We start from the raw sequence: 15,980 nt of genomic DNA on the forward strand, positions 1-15,980 counted from the left end.
TGTGGGACCGGGTGCCGACCAGACTCCGGGCCGCCTGGCGGCGTCGCGTCCGCGGCGTCCGCGCGACGGGGGAGTGCTGGGGTGGGGTAAAAGGGGCGGCGCGCCGCCTCGCCGTTGGGGAACGGCCAGGGAAGCCGGCAGGCTCCGACCACGACAGTGGCGGAGCACGCCGGCTTCATCCGTTCCCCCCGGTGCGGGGCGGCCCGCGGCCCGGTCGCTCCCCCTCACCGCGGTATGACCAGAATGAGTTTCACGAACCGTTGTCCCCGGCGCCCGGGTTCCCTACAGTCGATGTCGGCACCGCGGTGGGACACGGTGCCGAACCAGGCTCCGCCACCGGCGGCGCCGCCCCCCGGGGCGGTGCCGCCGCCGTGCGGAGCGCTGGGGGTGGGATCGACGGCTCGGCCGTCACGCCGTTGGGGAACGGCCCTGGAACCGGCGGACCGCCGGCCGCCGCGCGCGGTCGGGTCCGCCGGTTCCTCGTCGGCGGCGCGGCGCCGGGGCAGCGTCGCCGCGTGCCCCGCGGTCGGGCACTATGAGGCCATGACTGTGGGTACCCTCGTGCTGCTGCGGCACGGCGAGAGCGAGTGGAACGTCAAGAACCTGTTCACCGGCTGGGTCGACGTCGACCTGACCGCCCGGGGCGAGGACGAGGCGCGCCGGGGCGGCGAGCTGCTGGTCGCGCAGGGCATCCTGCCCGACGTGGTCCACACCAGCCTCCAGCGGCGGGCCATCCGCACCGCGCAGCTCAGCCTGGAGACGTGCGACCGGCACTGGATCCCGGTGCGCCGCTCGTGGCGGCTCAACGAGCGCCACTACGGGGCGTTGCAGGGCAAGGACAAGAAGCAGACGCTCGCCGAGTACGGCGAGGAGCAGTTCATGAAGTGGCGGCGCTCGTACGACACGCCGCCGCCGCCGCTGCCCGACGACGCGGAGTTCTCGCAGGTCCACGACCCGCGGTACGCGGAGCTGCCGGGCGAGCTGCGCCCGCGCAGCGAGTGCCTCAAGGACGTCGTGGCGCGGATGCTGCCGTACTGGTACGACCGGGTCGTCCCGGACCTGCGCGCCGGCCGCACCGTCCTGGTGGCCGCGCACGGCAACTCGCTGCGCGGCCTGGTCAAGCACCTGGACGGGATCTCCGACGCCGACATCGCGGCACTGAACATCCCCACCGGGATGCCGCTGCGCTACGACCTGGACGCGGACCTGCGCCCGACCAACCCCGGCGGTACCTACCTGGACCCGGCCGCGGCCACCGCCGCCGCGGCCGCCGTGGCGGCCCAGGGGCGCTGACGGAGCGCCCGTGCGGCCCCCGCGGGGGCCGCACGGGCCCTCTGCGATGCATCGCCTGTGCCGAGTTCGGGCACAGCACGGTCACTGACGTTCACGGGAGTCGTTCTCCGGTTCACCGTGAACGTCCCGCGTGATTGCCTGAGGCCCAGCCCACGACCGGCTCCGCGTCCCCGGCGTCCCAAGGTCTTCCCACCTGCTTGTCCGCTCCTGGTGACTGCCCCAACGTTGGTGCAGCAAACGGAAATGGATCGCACCGATCACGTCCGCCCGCTGCCAACGCCGAGCGCGCCGCGCCGCACCTGTTGTCGCGTACCCATGAGTGGACCCACATAGGGCCAATCTTCGTGCTTTCCATGTCCTGCAAGGCCCCACTCGGCCGTGCTGCAGGAGCGATGTGTTCGGCGCCGGGGCAGCGCACACCGCGTCCTCGTAGCGAGGACACAAGGAGAGGAAACACGATGCAGACAGCGATTGCCACAATGGCCGTTCTGTTGGCGGCGGCTGCCCTGCCGGGGTCGGCCGCCGGCCCGACAACGCCCGCCGAACGCACGACCAGCGGCCCGCACGCCCCGGCACTGGAGGCGCTGCTCGGGGGGCGCGTGGGCGTGCCCACCGGCCCGCTGCCCACGTCGACGCCGCCGACGACGTCGCCGACAGACGGCGCCGACATGACCGGCTTCGTCTGCGATGGCAACGGCGGCGCCCGCGCCGAGGTGCTCTACGTGCGGGAGGCCACCATGCCCGACCGCCACGCGGCGATGCAGCCGGTGCTGCAAGCGTGGCTGGTGAACGCCGACGCCGCGTTCAACGACGGCGCGGCGCGGCAGGGGCAGAGCCGGCACCTGCGGTTTCTGACCGAGAAGGTCGGCGACGGCTGCCGGGCGGTGGTCAAGCACGTGGTAGTGCCGGAGGGTTCCCTCAAGGACTTCGAACAGTCGGTGGACGCGGTCCGCGCCCTCGACTACGACCAGAATGACCGCAAGTATTTGATGATCACTGAGTCCACGGAGGTCTGCGGCATCGCCGGCTACTCCAGTGACGACTCGCCCGGCCCCGGCAACGCCTCGAACACCGGCACCAGCTATCTGCGGGTCGACGCCACCGCCGGCTGCCTCGGCGCCAACGCGATCGCCCACGAGATGGGGCACGCGCTGGGTGCGGTGCAGGACTCTGCCCCGCACGCTGACGACGGGCACTGCACGCAGGCGCTCGACATGATGTGTCACGACGACAAGACGCCCACGCCCGACTGCCCGGAGTGGGACTCCAAGCGGCTACCCGACTGCGCCGGCGACGACTACTTCAACGTCGCCCCGCCAGCGGGCAGCTACCTGGCCACCCACTGGAACCTCGCCCGGTCGCGGTACTTCTACGCCAGCGACGCTCCCAGCAACGCCGACTACCCCCGGCCTGGTTTCACCTACCTGGTGACGAACGCGGCGTCGGGCGCGGCGTTGGACATCGACCCCGCCGACGGCTCCACCAACGACCCCAGGCGCTACCTGTCCGCCGCCCCCGCCGACAGCGCCTCCGCCACCCAGAAGTGGCTGGTCGGTTACGACCTGGGCATCCAGCTCATGAACAACGACAGCCTCCTCTGCCTCGACTCCGCCAACCGTAGCCAGAAGCCCGGCACCCGTTCGTACCAGGTTGAATGCGCCGGTGAGGATGGACAGCGCTGGGCCTACCTGCCGCACACCGACGGTTCGTTCAGCATCCTGAACTGGCTGACGGGCCTGGCGCTGACCCAGGGTCGTCCGGACAAGCCGCTGGTGAAGCAGCAGGTGTACTCGGGCGCGGCGAACCAGCGGTGGCACGTCAAGCGGATCGCCGACCCGGCGCCGCTGGGCAGCTCCGGCACCTACCACCTGGCCGCCCTCAGCTCCCGGGACGCGGTGTCCGCTCCGGCCCCCAGCCTGCCCGGCACCGTCGTCACGCACAGCCCCCGCAGCAACGCGACCAGCCAGCAGTGGCGGCTGACCGCCCGGGGACAGTACTGGCAGCTCAAGCTCTCCTCGACGGCCCTGTGCGTGAGCAACAACCGCGCCACCACGGTCGGCGGCGAGCTGACACTGCGCCCCTGCGCCATCACGGGCACCGACCAGCAGTGGAGCCTGACGCGCATCGCCGACGGCCGGTACCAGTTGGTCAACCGCCTCAGCGGCCTGGCCATGGCCATGACCGACGGCGACCTGTCCGCCCTGCAGCAGCAGCCCGCCGATGCCAAGAACCGGGCGCAGGTCTTCGCGTTGACGCTGGACTGACCACGGAGACGGCGCCGCCCGTCCTCCCAGCGGCAAGCGGACGACGGCACCGCCGAGATCGTGAGGATCGGACCCGCGCAGACCGCGTCGGGTCCGATCCCGCTCAGATCGCGGTCGGCGCCGGGCCGGCCGCCGCCGCGGGACCGGCCGGGGCGCCGGTGACCAGGTAGACCACGTGCCGGCCCGCGTTGACCGCGTGGTCGGCGTACCGCTCGTAGAAGCGGCCCAGCAGCGCCGCGTCGACCGCGGGTTCGATGCCGTGCGGCCAGCCCGGCCCCAGGACCACCTGGAGGAGCTGGCGGTGCAGGGCGTCCATCGCGTCGTCGGCGTCGTCCATCCGGGCGGCCCGGGCGGCGTTGGGGGCGGACAGCACCGTGGCCATCTCCCCGGCGAGCTTGTCGGCGACGTTGCCCATCTGGCGGAACACGCCCACCAGCTCCTGCGGCAGCGCCGGTGCCGGGTGCCGGCGGCGGGCCGTCCGGGCGACGTGGGTGGCCAGGTCGCCCATACGCTCGATGTCGCCGGCGATGTGCAGGGCGCTGACCACGGTCCGCAGGTCGCTGGCGACCGGTGCCTGGCGCGCCAGCACCTGGTGCACGGTGCGCTCGACCTCCTGGTACGTGGTGTCGACCTCGGCGTCGCGGGCGACCACGCCCTCGGCCAGCGCCAGGTCGGCGTCGATCAGCGCGTCCGTGGCCTGGCTCATCGCCGTGCGGACGGCCTCGGCCATGGACACCAGCAACCGGCCGATCTCCAGCAGGGCGGCGTCGAACTCCTCGCGCATGTAGCTCCTCACCTCGGTGTACGGCCACGGTAGGGCGCGGGAGGCGGCTCCCAGGTGAACTGCGGTGAACGCTTCCCGGCGCCGCCGTGAACTCTGCCTTGCCGCCGCCGCTTTCGTCACGATCACTGCCCGGCTGGGGTGAACAATCGACCGTACGATCAAGTAGTGAACTCGGCGGTGGTACCAGCGCTGACCGACGCTGCGGTGCTCAGCGCGGTCGCCGGCTTCGTCGGCGGCCTGGCCGCCGCGTACGTCGTGCGCCTCCTCCACCGCCGTTCTTCGCCGGCGCCGACGCCCGACGGGGGTCGGCGCCCGGCCCTGGGGAGGTCGGCCATCAGCCTGTCGCAGCTACCGCTCACCGCGGACGTCCACCGCCGCAGCCTCGACGCGCTGCGTGCCGGCGTCGTCGTCCTGGACACCGACGACGAACCCGTGCTGGTCAATCCCGCCGCCCGGGCCATGGGCCTGCTGCGCTCCGGCGGCACGCCCGGCTCCGTCGTCGCCCACCCGATCATCCGCACGCTGGCCGGCCAGGTCCGGCGGACCGGGGTGCTGCGCGAGGTCGAACTGGACCTGCCGCGCGGCCCCGACCGCACCCAGGACCCGCTGGGCATCCACCTGTGCGCGGTGTCGCTGGGCGGCGGGTACGTGGCCGTGGAGGCCGCCGACGTCACCGAGGCGCACCGGGTCGCGCGGGTCCGCAAGGACTTCGTCGCCAACGTGAGCCACGAGCTGAAGACGCCGATCGGCGCGCTGCAACTGCTGGCCGAGGCGCTGCTGGGCGCCACCGACCCCGACACGGTCGCCGAGGACCCGACCGAGGACATGGCGGCGGCGCGGCGGTTCGCCGAGCGGATCCAGGTCGAGTCGACCCGGCTGGGCCGGCTGGTCAACGAGCTGCTGGAGCTGTCCCGCCTCCAGGGCGGCGAGCCGCTACCCGACCTGCTGCCGGTCCCGCTGGACTGGGTGCTCGCCGAGGTCGTGGACCGCTCGCGCACCGCGGCCAACGCCAAGCGGATCGAGGTGGTGGTCCGCAGCGACAGGGGCCTGACCGTGTACGGCAGCGACTCCCAGGTCGCCACCGCGGTGGCCAACCTGGTCGAGAACGCCATCGCGTACGCGGGCGAGAACACCCGGGTGACGGTCCAGGTGCGACCGGAGGGCGAGTACCTGGCGATCGCCGTGAGCGACCAGGGCATCGGGATCGCCGCCGCGGACCTGGACCGCATCTTCGAACGGTTCTACCGTACGGACCAGGCGCGTTCCCGGACCACCGGCGGCACCGGGCTGGGGCTGGCGATCGTCAAGCACATCGCCACCAACCACGGGGGCCGGGTGGACGTGCGCAGCACCCTGGGTGAGGGGTCCACGTTCACCCTGCGGCTACCGGCCAGCCCGCCGGACGAGTCGTCCGGGACACCGCTCCCCGGTGGGATCGGCGGCGGACAGTGAAGGCGGCGTTGGCCGTGCAGAGGGAGGAAGTTCAGTTGGCCCGGGTTCTGGTCGTGGAGGACGAGGAGTCGTTCTCCGACGCGTTGTCGTACATGCTGCGCAAGGAGGGTTTCGAGGTCTCCGTCGCGGCTACCGGCACGGCGGCGCTGACGGAGTTCGACCGGACCGGGGCCGACATCGTGCTGCTGGACCTCATGCTGCCGGAGATGGCCGGCACCGAGGTGTGCCGGCAGCTCCGGCAGCGCTCCGCGGTACCGATCATCATGGTGACCGCGCGCGACAGCGAGATCGACAAGGTGGTCGGGCTGGAGATCGGCGCCGACGACTACGTGACGAAGCCGTACTCGCCCCGGGAGCTGGTCGCCCGGATCCGTGCGGTCCTGCGCCGGCAGTCGGCGGAGCCGGTCGAGTCGACGGCGGGCACGCTGTCGGCCGGGCCGGTGCGGATGGACGTGGAGCGGCACGTGGTGACCGTGGACGGCGGGCCGGTCCAGCTCCCGCTCAAGGAGTTCGAGCTGCTGGAGCTGCTGCTGCGCAACGCCGGCCGGGTGCTGACCCGGGGCCAGTTGATCGACCGGGTGTGGGGCGCGGACTACGTCGGGGACACCAAGACGCTGGACGTACACATCAAGCGGCTGCGCTCCAAGGTGGAGCCGGAGCCGTCGGCGCCGCGGCACATCGTCACCGTCCGCGGCCTGGGCTACAAGTTCGAGCCGTAGGCCGGGTGGATCGCCGCCGCACCGGGGGGAGTCGCCGTTGAGACAGGATCAGGATCCGGGGCTGTCCGGGCCGGGGCTCGCGGTGGCCGAGCCCGGCGAGTTGCTGGTCGGGTACCTGCGGTGGTACCGGGAGGCGCTGCGGCGCAAGCTGGCCGGCCTGGGCGAGGAGCAGTTGCGCACCCCGCTCGCCGCGACGGGCTGGGCGCCGCTGGCGCTGGTCCAGCACCTGGGCTGGATGGAGCACCGCTGGCTGCGCTGGGGCCTGCGCGCCGAGCAGGTCGACGCCCGCCCGCCGGGCGGCCTGGTCGCCGAGTGGCGGGTCGACCGCCCGACCGCCGACATCTGGGCCACCTACGACGCCCAGACCGCCGCCGCGGACGAGATCCTCGACGGGCTCGCCCCGTGGACCGCGCTGGCGACCCGTGCCGCCGTCGGCGGCCGCTTCACCCGCCCGGACACCGCGCCCCCGCTGTCGCGCATCCTCGTCCACCTGCTCCAGGAGTACGCCCGCCACCTCGGCCACCTGGACATCGCCCGCCAACTCCTGGACGGCCACACCGGCGAGTAGCCCGCCCGACCGGGCGACAGCGTCAGTCGGCTCGCGGCGGCGGCGGGTAGCCGGCCTGGGCGAGGCAGCGTCGGTAGTGGGCGCGGTGCCGCAGCAGGGTTTCGGCATGGGGGCAGGGGTCGGGGCGTCCGCAGGCGCAGCAGGCGCCGCCGCCCGGGCCGTGTCGGGCGAGGATGGCGGCGATGTCGGCGAGCTGCGCGGCGGCGTACGCGGCGAAGGCGGTGGCGTCCACGGCTCAGCTCCGGATGAGGCGCTCGGCCTCGGCGAGCAGGACGTTCAGCCGTCGTAGGGCTCGCCGGCCGAAGTCGAGGACGCCGTCCGCGCGCAGGGCCACGACCGGTTCGGTCGCCCCGGGATACTGCTGGATGCTGATCCGGACGCGGGTCACCTCGGCGTGGTCGGGTGCGATCGGCACCTCGCCGACGAGCCGGTAGTGGACGCGCGTGCGCGGCGTCGCGTGCGTGGTCATGTCACACCACTCAGGACACTGGCTCCGGTCGTGCGTCGCGCTGTTCACTCTCAACCTCCGGGTTGGTCGGTCGGCCCGGAACTGGTGCCGGTCGCCCGCGAACCTGGCACCGCACCTCACTAACTGGACGCGTCTCGGGTGCCAGGTGGATTAAGTATAGGTACTCACGTCCACTTGTGTCTACAAGTTCACCTAGAGATGCGGGCGGAGAACTCATGTCAGTGAGCACACAAGTAGACTGGCCTGCGCAAACGAGTGGAGGTGACCATGAGCCAGCCCATCGACCGGCGAGCCGACCGACCGGTATACAAACAGCTTGCTGACGACCTGCGGCGACGCATCCTCGCCGGGGAGTTTCCGCACGGCGGGCCACTGCCGTCGGAAGCGCAGCTCAGCCTGGAGTACGACGCCGTCTCGCGCACGATGGTCCGGCAAGGTCTCACGCTGCTCAAGAACGAAGGACTGGTCAGCTCCCAGCACGGGCGCGGTTGGTATGTCCGCAGGCATCGCGAGGTGCGCCGGATGGCCTCGACCCGCTATCAGGCCGAGCTGGATCAGGTCGCCCGGGCCGCGGAGACACGCGACTCGACGCCCTTCCACTACGACCACAGGGACTTCGAGAGGTTCACGCTCGACAAGCGCGGCGAGGACGTACCCGCTGACGCGGAGCTTGCCGAGGTCTTCGACGTACCCGAGGGCACGGTCCTGTTCCGGCGGACGTTCACGTTCCACTTCGACGGGGAGCCGCACCGCCGTTCGTACAGCTACCTGCTGCGCGACATGTTCGACGGGACGGCCGTCCTGGACGTGGCGAACGAGCCGTGGCCGGGCGGCACGATGGCGCAGCTCGACCTTGTCGGTGTCCGCGTGACAGCGGTGGACGAGATTGTCAACGCCCGGATGCCGACCCCCGAGGAGTCCAGGGCGCTCCAGATTGATGACGGCGTCCCGGTCCTGGCGGTGCGCCGCCTCATGTACGCGGGCGAACGCGTCGTCGAGGCGTGTGTCGACATCGTGATCCCGGCCGACCGTGTGAGCCTGCACTACCGCACCGAGCTGTCCGACCCGCGTCCGCCTGCCTAGATGGTGGAGGGGCTGGGCCGTACTCCGCGCGGCGCGCCTGCGCACACACCACGGCCGGGGCGAACCTGAAGAGACGGGTGGTCGCGCGGAAGAATCGCCAGGTCTACGTAGGGAGCCGACCGTGTCCAAATCGCACTCCGCCGACGACGGTGGAACCATCGCGTTTCTGTACGAGGCTGGATATCTGAAGCATCTGCCGCGGACCGGGTGGCAGATTGTCGGGGTGCCGCAGCCCGAGTCGGTGGCAGAGCACTCCTACCGGGTCGGCCTGGTCGCGTTCGTGGTCGCGACCATGGAGGGCTGCAACGCCGACCGCGCGGCGACCCTCGGCATTCTGCACGACATCCCGGAGTGCCGCATCGGGGACGTGCCGCTCATCGGCAAGCCGCACGTGAGTACCCGCGACGCCGTCGAGGTGCTCGGCCTCCAGACGGAGCGGATGAGCGAGCCGGCACGCGCGGCGGTGCGGGGTGCGCTGGCGGAGTACGAGGGCCGGGCGACGCCGGAGGCGCAGTGCACGAAGGACGCGGATCGGATCGAGTGCCTGCTCCAGGCGCGCGAGTACGGCGCCCGGGGCAACCCGCTCGTCCAGCCGTGGATCGACTCCTGCCTCGCGGGCGTGCGAACCGAATCGGGCAAGCGGCTCGCGGCTGCGGCCCTCGAAATCGACCCCAACCAGTGGTGGCGCGACGCACGCATCGCCCCACGCCCCGCGCCGTCGGAGTGATCCTCGTCGACCTGATCGGGTGAGGTCGGACGGCGAGGCCGCTGGTTCGGCGCCGCCTGGGGTGAGGAGGGGGCGCGGGGCGGCTGTGGTCGCCGGGTGGGCGCCAGGGGTGGTGCTCGCCCGCGAACTCCTCGACGGCCGCACCGGCGAGTAGATCACCGCAGTACCACGCGGCCGTCAGTCGACTCGCGGTTGTGGTTGGCGGGTCTGGGTGAGGCAGCGTTGGTAGTGGGTGCGGTATCGGAGGAGGGTTTCGACGTGGGGGCAGGGGTGGGGTCGTCCGCAGGCGCAGCAGGCGCCGCCGGCCGGTCCGTGTTGGGTGAGGATTGCGGCGATGTCGGCGAGTTGTGCGGCGGCGTATGCGGCGAAGACGGTGGCGTCCAATGGTTCAGTTTCGGAGGAGGCGTTCGGCCTCGGTGAGTAGGTTGTTCAGTCGTCGTAGTGTTCGTCGGCCGAAGTCGAGTACGCCGTCGGTGCGTAGGGCGACGATGGGTTCGGTGGTGTGGGGGTGTTGTTGAATGGTGATGTGGACGCGGGTCACCTCGGCGTGTTCGCGCGGGACTGGTACCTCGCCGATTAGGCGCCAGTGGACATGCTTGTGCGGCGCCGTGTGGGCTGTTGGCGCGTCGCACCACTCGGGACATTCGTCATTGCCGCTCACTGCTCTACTCACTTCCGACCCCCATTTGGCTTGATCCCAGTCAAGACGTCAGGGTGCCGGTCAGTCCACGAACCGGTACCGCACCGCGACCGAACCAGCCCTGCACTCCCTCCCTCCGGACTGCCCGGACGCCGCTAAGGTTTGCCCGCAGTGGGGCTCCCGGAGGTGGCGTGTGTCGGTCGTGATGGCCTCGTGGAGCGGTCGCAGTGCGCGTGCACTCCGGCTCGCCCTCCGGCTGAGTGGCGACGACTTCGCCGCGATGCTCGGCGTCTCCGGGCGCGGTGTGAGCAAGTGGGAGGCGTCCCCGGCCACCGAGTTGGCGTTGCGGAGTCAGCAACTACTGGACACCGCGCTCTCGCGCGCCGATGCCGACGTCCAGGCGAGGTTCGGAAAACTGGTCGCGGTAGCCGAATCCACCGCTCTACCAACCGGTTCCGTCGACACCGCGACCGCCGATTGCGGGGCCGTGCTTCCCGACGACGACGCGTACCATCCGGGTCCGCAGTTGGTCGCCAGCCTGCGCCAGTCACTCCACGACTATTATCTGGCTGACAATCTGCTCGGGCCACGGGTCCTGATGCCGGTGGTCCGGGTCTTCACCGGAACCGTCGAGCACGTCCGCCGGGGCGTTACCGGCCGGGTGCTCGACGAGCTGCTCCGCGTCGGCGCGAGGTACGCCGAGCTCACCGGCTGGCTTGCCCACGACGCGGGCGACGCCTCCGCCGCCACCGGTTGGTACCGGCAGGCGCTGGAGTGGGCGCAGTGCGGCGGCGACCTGCGGATGGCGTCGTTCGTGCTCGTCCGGCGATCTGTCCAGGCGGCCGGCCAGCGCGACGGCGGTCTCGCCGCGCGGCTGGCAATCGCGGCGCAGCGTGACGCCTCGCCAGGCGCTGGCCGGGTCCAGGCGATTGCCGCCCAGGCCGAGGCGGTGGGGCACGCGATTGCGGGTAGCGAGCGCGAAACCGCGGCCGCACTCGGCCGCGCCACAACTCTGGCGGAGTCCGCTGTCGATTCCACCGCGGACGACCCGGCCACGGGTAGGTACTGCGAGATGCCGCTCCACCTGGCGATCACGCGAGCGACGTGTCATCTCGAACTCGGGCGGCCGACCGCGGCGATCGAGGGATTCACCGCGGTGCTCGCTGTGCTGCCGCCGCACTACCACCGGGACCGCGGGCAGTACCTCGCGCGGCTGGCGCACGCCCACGCCCTGGCGGGGCAGCCTGACGAGGCGTGTCGTCGTGCGGAAGAATCGTTGGCGATCGCCCTGACTACGGGGTCGTCGCGGACGGTCACCGACCTGCGCGAGACCGCTCGGCAACTTGGTCCGTGGGCGCGGCACGCGGCTGTCGCAAACCTCCGTGCGGCGCTGACTCTCGACGGGAGGTGAGCTGGTGTGCGCGATCGCCACCGATGGTGCTCCGGGTCGACCCAATGAGGACTTCGTCGTCGCGACAGCCGATCTGGTCGTGGTGGTGGACGGCGCGGGAATTCCCCACGGCGGATGCCATCCCGGTACGCCGTGCGCGGCGGTGGGAATCCTGCGGGTCAGCGCCGCGACCGCGGACACGCTGGCCCTCACCGACGTCACGATCGTCGTGGAGACCGCCGACGGACCGCAGGTCACATGCGACCTGGCGATCGAGCCGGAACGGGACCGAACCGGACTCGCTGCGACAAGCTCGGCCCGGTCGAGCGCATCGGCCAGGTACGGACGATCGAGAACGCCGACCCCAGCGGCGCGCGGTACCCCAGGACCAAGCGGCACGACGGCGCCACGGTCGCCTGCGCGCTGCCGGGCGCCACGCCCGCGTACGGGAGCCGGCCGTGATCACGCCGCGCTCCGCGGCGACAGCTCGTGACCGCCCGGGACGTAGCCGAGTACTCGAACCTTGTCGATCAGTCGAAGTAGTCGTCGTCGACCTCGATCAGGTCGACGGTCTGGCGCACCTGGACGCCGACACTGAATTTGATCATCAGGTTGGCGAGCTGCGGTCCGTCGACGACGACCATTCCACCGCGCATGGCCGCACCGTACTCGCGGGCCTGGGCCGTGAACGTGGAGGTGGTCAGGAACACGCCGCGATCCGCGGCATGCCCGTTCAGCGCGCCGACGAATCCCTGCAGCTCCGGCCGGCCGACCGCGTTACCCTCGGCGTACCGCTTGGCCTGGACGTAGATGGTCCGCAGGCCGAGGGCGTCCTGTTCGATGACGCCGTCCACGCCGCCGTCGTGCGTCTTGCCGAGATGCCTCGCGCGGCCGCTGGCGCCGCCGTAGCCCATCGCGATGAGCAGGTCCAGCACAGTCCGCTCGAAGAACTCCGGCGAGGCCGCGCGCAGCCGGGTGAGCAAATCGGCGGCGGCTTCGGCCCGGTTTACCGCCACTGCCGCTTCAACGACCTCGTCCGGGCTCGCGTCGGTGGCGACCGCGTCCGCCACGTCTTCCAGATTCATCTGTACCCCCGACGCGGCGGCCGGCGCCTTGGGGGCCTCCGCGCGCTGGGCGCGCAGCCCTTCCTGGTAGGCGTCCCACGCCGGCAGGCCGAGGAGGTCACGCTCCCTGATCGGTTCCGGACCGCGGGCGGCGAACTGGCGACCAGTATCGGTGATGCGGTAGAGGCCCTTGGCCAGCCGCTGCAGGACGCCCGCGTGGTAGAAGCTGCTGACCGCCCACGCGATCCGGTTGTCGGCGCGCAGTTCGCCGCTGGCCATCCGCTCCGCGCGTTGGTCGTCGGTCAGGCCGGCATGCTGCTTGACCGCCTCGCGGATGTCGCGAATGTGCCAGGTCTGCCCGTCCGTGACGACGGCGAGAACCACCGGCCGAAACTCGTCAATTTTTGGCACCTGCGAAACGGGTCCGGACAGGACGATCACCCCTTAGCTCGCGACAACCGCCGAGTTTACCGACGCGGAGTGCGCGAAGGACGCGGACCGGATCGAGTGCCTGCTCCGGGCGGTGGCGCTGGTCGCCAGATCGGCGGGACCGCCGGCCCGGCGCCGGCCGCGGTGGTGGCCGGGTGCGGGGCCAGGGGGGCGGTGCCGGCGCGGGCGGCGCAGAGGCGGGCGAGTTCGTCGTAGGCGGGGCGGCCGATGAGCGCGGTCAGCTCGGGGGCGTACGACAGGTACATCGGCTCGGCGCCGACGTGGGCCTCGGGCGAGGACGTGCACCACCAGTGCAGGTCGTGGCCGCCCTCGCCCCAGCCACGCCGGTCGAACTCGCCCAGCGTGGTCACCAGGATCCGGGTGCCGTCGGGCCGGTCGACCCAGTCCTGTTCCCGGCGGACCGGGAGCTGCCAGCACACGTCCGGCTTGTACTCCAGCGGGTGGGCGCCGTCGCGCAGCGCCTGCCCGTGCAGCGCGCAGCCGCCCCCGCCGGGGAAGTCGGCGTCGTTGAGGAAGACGCACGGGCCGTCGTCGCGGGTGGCGGTGCGTCGGGCGGGGGACTCGCCATCGACGCTGTCCATCTCGGTGTAGTTGGCGAAGCCGCGGCGGTAGTGCTGCCAGGTGGCCCGGGTGAGCCTGGCCGCGGCGGCGCGGGTCCGCTTCTCGTCGTCGGCGTCGGTGAAGAAGGCGCCGTGCGAGCAGCAGCCGTCGGCGGCGCGCCCGGCCACGATGCCGTGGCAGCCGCGGCCGAAGATGCAGGTCCAGCGGGACAGCAGCCAGGTCAGGTCCGCGCGGACGCGGTGCTCGCCGTCGGCCGGATCGGCGAAGTCGAGCCACTCGCGGGCGAAGTCGAGCCCGACTTCGCGGTCGCGGGGGCTGATCACGACCGGGACGGGAGCACGGGTAGGCACCCCGTGAGGGTAGGGGAGGCCGGGCACCCGGCGGGTGATCCGCGCGGTATGTCGCCCGGGAGCCGGGGGACGGGACCCGGCGGGGCGGTCAGGCCCGGGTGCTGTCGGCCGAGCCGACCAGCCGGACCCCGTCGTGGACGAGCGCGGCGGCGGCCGCCGCCGCGGTGCGCGGCGCGGCGGGACCCGCGGCGGCGTGGTCGGCGGCCGCATGGTTGACGGCGGCGCGGCCGGTGGCGTGGTGCGGGCTCGCGGGGTCCGGCGCGGCCGGGTCGGGGACCGCGCACAGCTCGGCGAGCACGGCGCGCAGGTGCGCCTCGTCGCCGTACGGGTCGAGCAGGCGCAGCAGCGCGGGGTCGAGCGCGGGTACCGCGACGTGGGACACCATCGGGTGGATCGGCCGGACGTCGCGCTCGCCCGCCCCGAACAGGTCCTCGTGGATCTTCTCGCCCGGCCGCAGTCCCGTGTAGACGATGTCGGGCTGGCGGCCCATCATCTCGCCCATCTGCCGGGCCACGTCCACGATCCGCACCGGCGGCCCCATCTCCAGGATCAGCGCCTCCCCGGCCCGGCCGATCTCGGCGGCCTGGATGACCAGGCCGACGGCCTCCCGGACGGTCATGAAGTAGCGGGTGACCTCGGGGTGGGTGACGGTGACCGGGCTGCCGGCCCGCAACTGCGCCCGGAAGGCGGTCAGCACCGAGCCGCGGCTGCCCAGGACGTTGCCGAAGCGGACGGACAGAAACGTCCCGCCGGCCTCCCGCGCGGCGTGCGCGGTGAGCCGCTCGGTGATCCGCTTGGACCACCCCAGCACGCTGGTGGGGTTGGCGGCCTTGTCGGTGGAGATGTTCACGAACCGGGCCACGTCGGCGCACGCGGCCAGGACGTTGCGGGTACCGAGGATGTTGGTCTTGACCGCCTCGGCGGGGTGGGTCTCCAGCATCGGCAGGTGCTTGAGCGCGGCGGCGTGGAAGACGACGTCGGGCCGCCGGTCGGCGACGACGCGCCGCAGGCCGGCGGCGTCGCGGATGTCGGCGAGGATGGTCTCCCGGCCGTCCAGCAGGGCCCGCCCGGACATCGAGAGCTGGGTGGCGTGCAGCGCGGACTCGTCGCGGTCCAGCAGCATCAGCTCGGCCGGGTCCAGCCGGGCGATCTGCCGGCACAGCTCCGCGCCGATCGAGCCGCCGGCCCCGATGACCAGGACCCGCTTGCCGGTGAGGTAGTCGGTGCCGCCGGCCAGGTCGGTGTGCACGGGCGCGCGGCCGAGCAGGCTGGTCACGTCCCAGGCGCCCGGCTCGTCCGCGCCCTCGATGAGCAGGTTCGTCTCCGGCAGCGGCTGGACCGCGGCGCCGGCCGCGCGGGCCCGCCGGCACAGGGCGTCCAGCCGGTCCGGGGGTACCGGGGAGGTGAGGACGACCAGGCGGGCGCCGGTCGCCGCGAGCGCGGGGCCGACGTCGGCGCGGTCGCCGACGACGGGCAGCTCGGCGTCGACCGCCGCCACGTCGACCGGGTGGTCCGGCACCAGGCCGACCGGGCGGTACCGGCACGCGGCGTCGGTGCGCATGAGCCGGGCGAGGGCGGCGGCGCTGGCGGCGGTGCCGTAGAGCAGGACGGGTGTGCGGGCCGAGGGGGCGCCGCGGCGGCGGTACCGCCAGCCGGCCCGGCCGCCGAGCATGAGGGCGGCCGCGACCGCGCAGCCCAGGCCCACGGCGCCGGGGTCCAGCAGCGCGCCCGCCGGGGGGAGCGCCAGGGCGACGAGCAGCGCGGCGGTGACCAGCAGGGTCGCGCCCAGCCAGGCGGCCTCCCGCGCGGCGGTGCGGCGCAGCCGGGGCGGGGGCAGGGCCCGGAGCAGGACCTGGTGCAGGCCGAAGGCGACGGCGGCGGTGACCACGAACGGGTCGGGGTGGTGGGGGAGGTCCAGGGCGGCGCCGAGGCCGAGGCCGGCGGTCCAGGCGAGCGCGTCGGGGATCACCCAGCCGGTCGCGGGGGCGGCGGTGGGTTCGCGGACGCTCACGGCTCGGCCTGCCCTCACTCGTACCGACGGGCCCGCCGGTGCGGGCGGTGTGCGGGGGTGCATCGAGCCTAAAGCGCTGAAAGCGGCTTCTTTGGTGATTTCGCCTAATCGGTCCGCTCAGGTTATCTGTGCTCATATAGTCAATAAATACGTTT

At 72.5% G+C, this 15,980-nt stretch carries 15 protein-coding genes; 9 read left to right on the plus strand and 6 right to left on the minus strand.

The features are described from left to right. Positions 1-543: 543 nt before the first annotated feature. Both IEY75_RS11490 and IEY75_RS11495 read left to right on the plus strand, forming a co-directional pair. Positions 544-1,293: a phosphoglyceromutase gene (locus IEY75_RS11490; protein ID WP_189114281.1), complete on the plus strand. Its 750-nt coding sequence runs from the start codon at positions 544-546 to the stop codon at positions 1,291-1,293. A gap of 458 nt (positions 1,294-1,751) precedes the next feature. Then, positions 1,752-3,557, plus strand: coding sequence for an RICIN domain-containing protein (locus tag IEY75_RS11495; protein ID WP_189114282.1), 1,806 nt, complete (start codon positions 1,752-1,754; stop codon positions 3,555-3,557). A gap of 103 nt (positions 3,558-3,660) precedes the next feature. Here IEY75_RS11495 and phoU read toward each other — a convergent pair whose 3' ends face one another. Next, a complete protein-coding gene (gene phoU / locus IEY75_RS11500) occupies positions 3,661-4,353 on the minus strand; it encodes a phosphate signaling complex protein PhoU (protein ID WP_308425700.1) in 693 nt (230 codons plus the stop codon). A 153-nt stretch (positions 4,354-4,506) separates the two neighbouring features. Here phoU and IEY75_RS11505 point away from each other — a divergent pair, with 153 nt between their 5' ends. From IEY75_RS11505 to IEY75_RS11515, 3 genes are read left to right on the plus strand one after another with little or no spacing between them, the layout of a single operon-like run. Further along, entirely contained in the window at positions 4,507-5,793 is a 1,287-nt protein-coding gene (locus IEY75_RS11505) for a sensor histidine kinase (RefSeq protein WP_373290258.1), read from the plus strand. 35 nt (positions 5,794-5,828) lie between these two features. Beyond that, the gene (locus IEY75_RS11510; RefSeq protein ID WP_189114283.1) at positions 5,829-6,512 is read left to right on the plus strand and encodes a response regulator; all 684 of its coding nucleotides are present in this window, start codon (positions 5,829-5,831) and stop codon (positions 6,510-6,512) included. A 37-nt stretch (positions 6,513-6,549) separates the two neighbouring features. Beyond that, positions 6,550-7,080: a mycothiol transferase gene (locus tag IEY75_RS11515; protein WP_189114284.1), complete on the plus strand. Its 531-nt coding sequence runs from the start codon at positions 6,550-6,552 to the stop codon at positions 7,078-7,080. 22 nt (positions 7,081-7,102) lie between these two features. Here the strand turns inward: IEY75_RS11515 and IEY75_RS11520 are convergent, their stop codons facing one another. Then, a complete protein-coding gene (locus tag IEY75_RS11520) occupies positions 7,103-7,312 on the minus strand; it encodes a hypothetical protein (protein ID WP_189114285.1) in 210 nt (69 codons plus the stop codon). A 3-nt stretch (positions 7,313-7,315) separates the two neighbouring features. Further along, complete coding sequence (locus tag IEY75_RS11525; protein WP_189114286.1) at positions 7,316-7,549, minus strand: hypothetical protein; 234 nt, start codon at positions 7,547-7,549, stop codon at positions 7,316-7,318. A gap of 267 nt (positions 7,550-7,816) precedes the next feature. Here IEY75_RS11525 and IEY75_RS11530 point away from each other — a divergent pair, with 267 nt between their 5' ends. From IEY75_RS11530 to IEY75_RS11545, 4 genes are all read left to right on the plus strand, one after another. Then, a complete protein-coding gene (locus tag IEY75_RS11530; RefSeq protein WP_189114287.1) occupies positions 7,817-8,632 on the plus strand; it encodes a GntR family transcriptional regulator in 816 nt (271 codons plus the stop codon). A 121-nt stretch (positions 8,633-8,753) separates the two neighbouring features. After that, on the plus strand, positions 8,754-9,359 hold the full coding sequence (locus IEY75_RS11535) for an HD domain-containing protein (RefSeq protein WP_189114288.1): 606 nt from the start codon (positions 8,754-8,756) through the stop codon (positions 9,357-9,359). 833 nt (positions 9,360-10,192) lie between these two features. Continuing rightward, positions 10,193-11,410 carry an NsdA family TPR-like regulatory protein gene (locus IEY75_RS11540; protein WP_189114289.1) on the plus strand — a complete coding sequence of 406 codons (1,218 nt, stop codon included), beginning with the start codon at positions 10,193-10,195 and terminating at the stop codon, positions 11,408-11,410. A 237-nt stretch (positions 11,411-11,647) separates the two neighbouring features. After that, the gene (locus tag IEY75_RS11545; protein ID WP_189114290.1) at positions 11,648-11,851 is read left to right on the plus strand and encodes a hypothetical protein; all 204 of its coding nucleotides are present in this window, start codon (positions 11,648-11,650) and stop codon (positions 11,849-11,851) included. A gap of 68 nt (positions 11,852-11,919) precedes the next feature. On the opposite strand, the gene IEY75_RS11550 is transcribed toward IEY75_RS11545, so the two are convergent. From IEY75_RS11550 to IEY75_RS11560, 3 genes are all read right to left on the minus strand, one after another. After that, complete coding sequence (locus IEY75_RS11550; protein WP_229789571.1) at positions 11,920-12,894, minus strand: restriction endonuclease; 975 nt, start codon at positions 12,892-12,894, stop codon at positions 11,920-11,922. 26 nt (positions 12,895-12,920) lie between these two features. Then, a complete protein-coding gene (locus IEY75_RS11555) occupies positions 12,921-13,814 on the minus strand; it encodes a DUF3109 family protein (RefSeq protein ID WP_229789573.1) in 894 nt (297 codons plus the stop codon). 88 nt (positions 13,815-13,902) lie between these two features. After that, complete coding sequence (locus IEY75_RS11560; protein ID WP_229789574.1) at positions 13,903-15,825, minus strand: polysaccharide biosynthesis protein; 1,923 nt, start codon at positions 15,823-15,825, stop codon at positions 13,903-13,905. Positions 15,826-15,980: the final 155 nt, after the last annotated feature.

Source organism: Pilimelia terevasa (assembly GCF_014647915.1).
GTDB classification, from domain to species: Bacteria; Actinomycetota; Actinomycetes; order Mycobacteriales; family Micromonosporaceae; genus Pilimelia; species Pilimelia terevasa.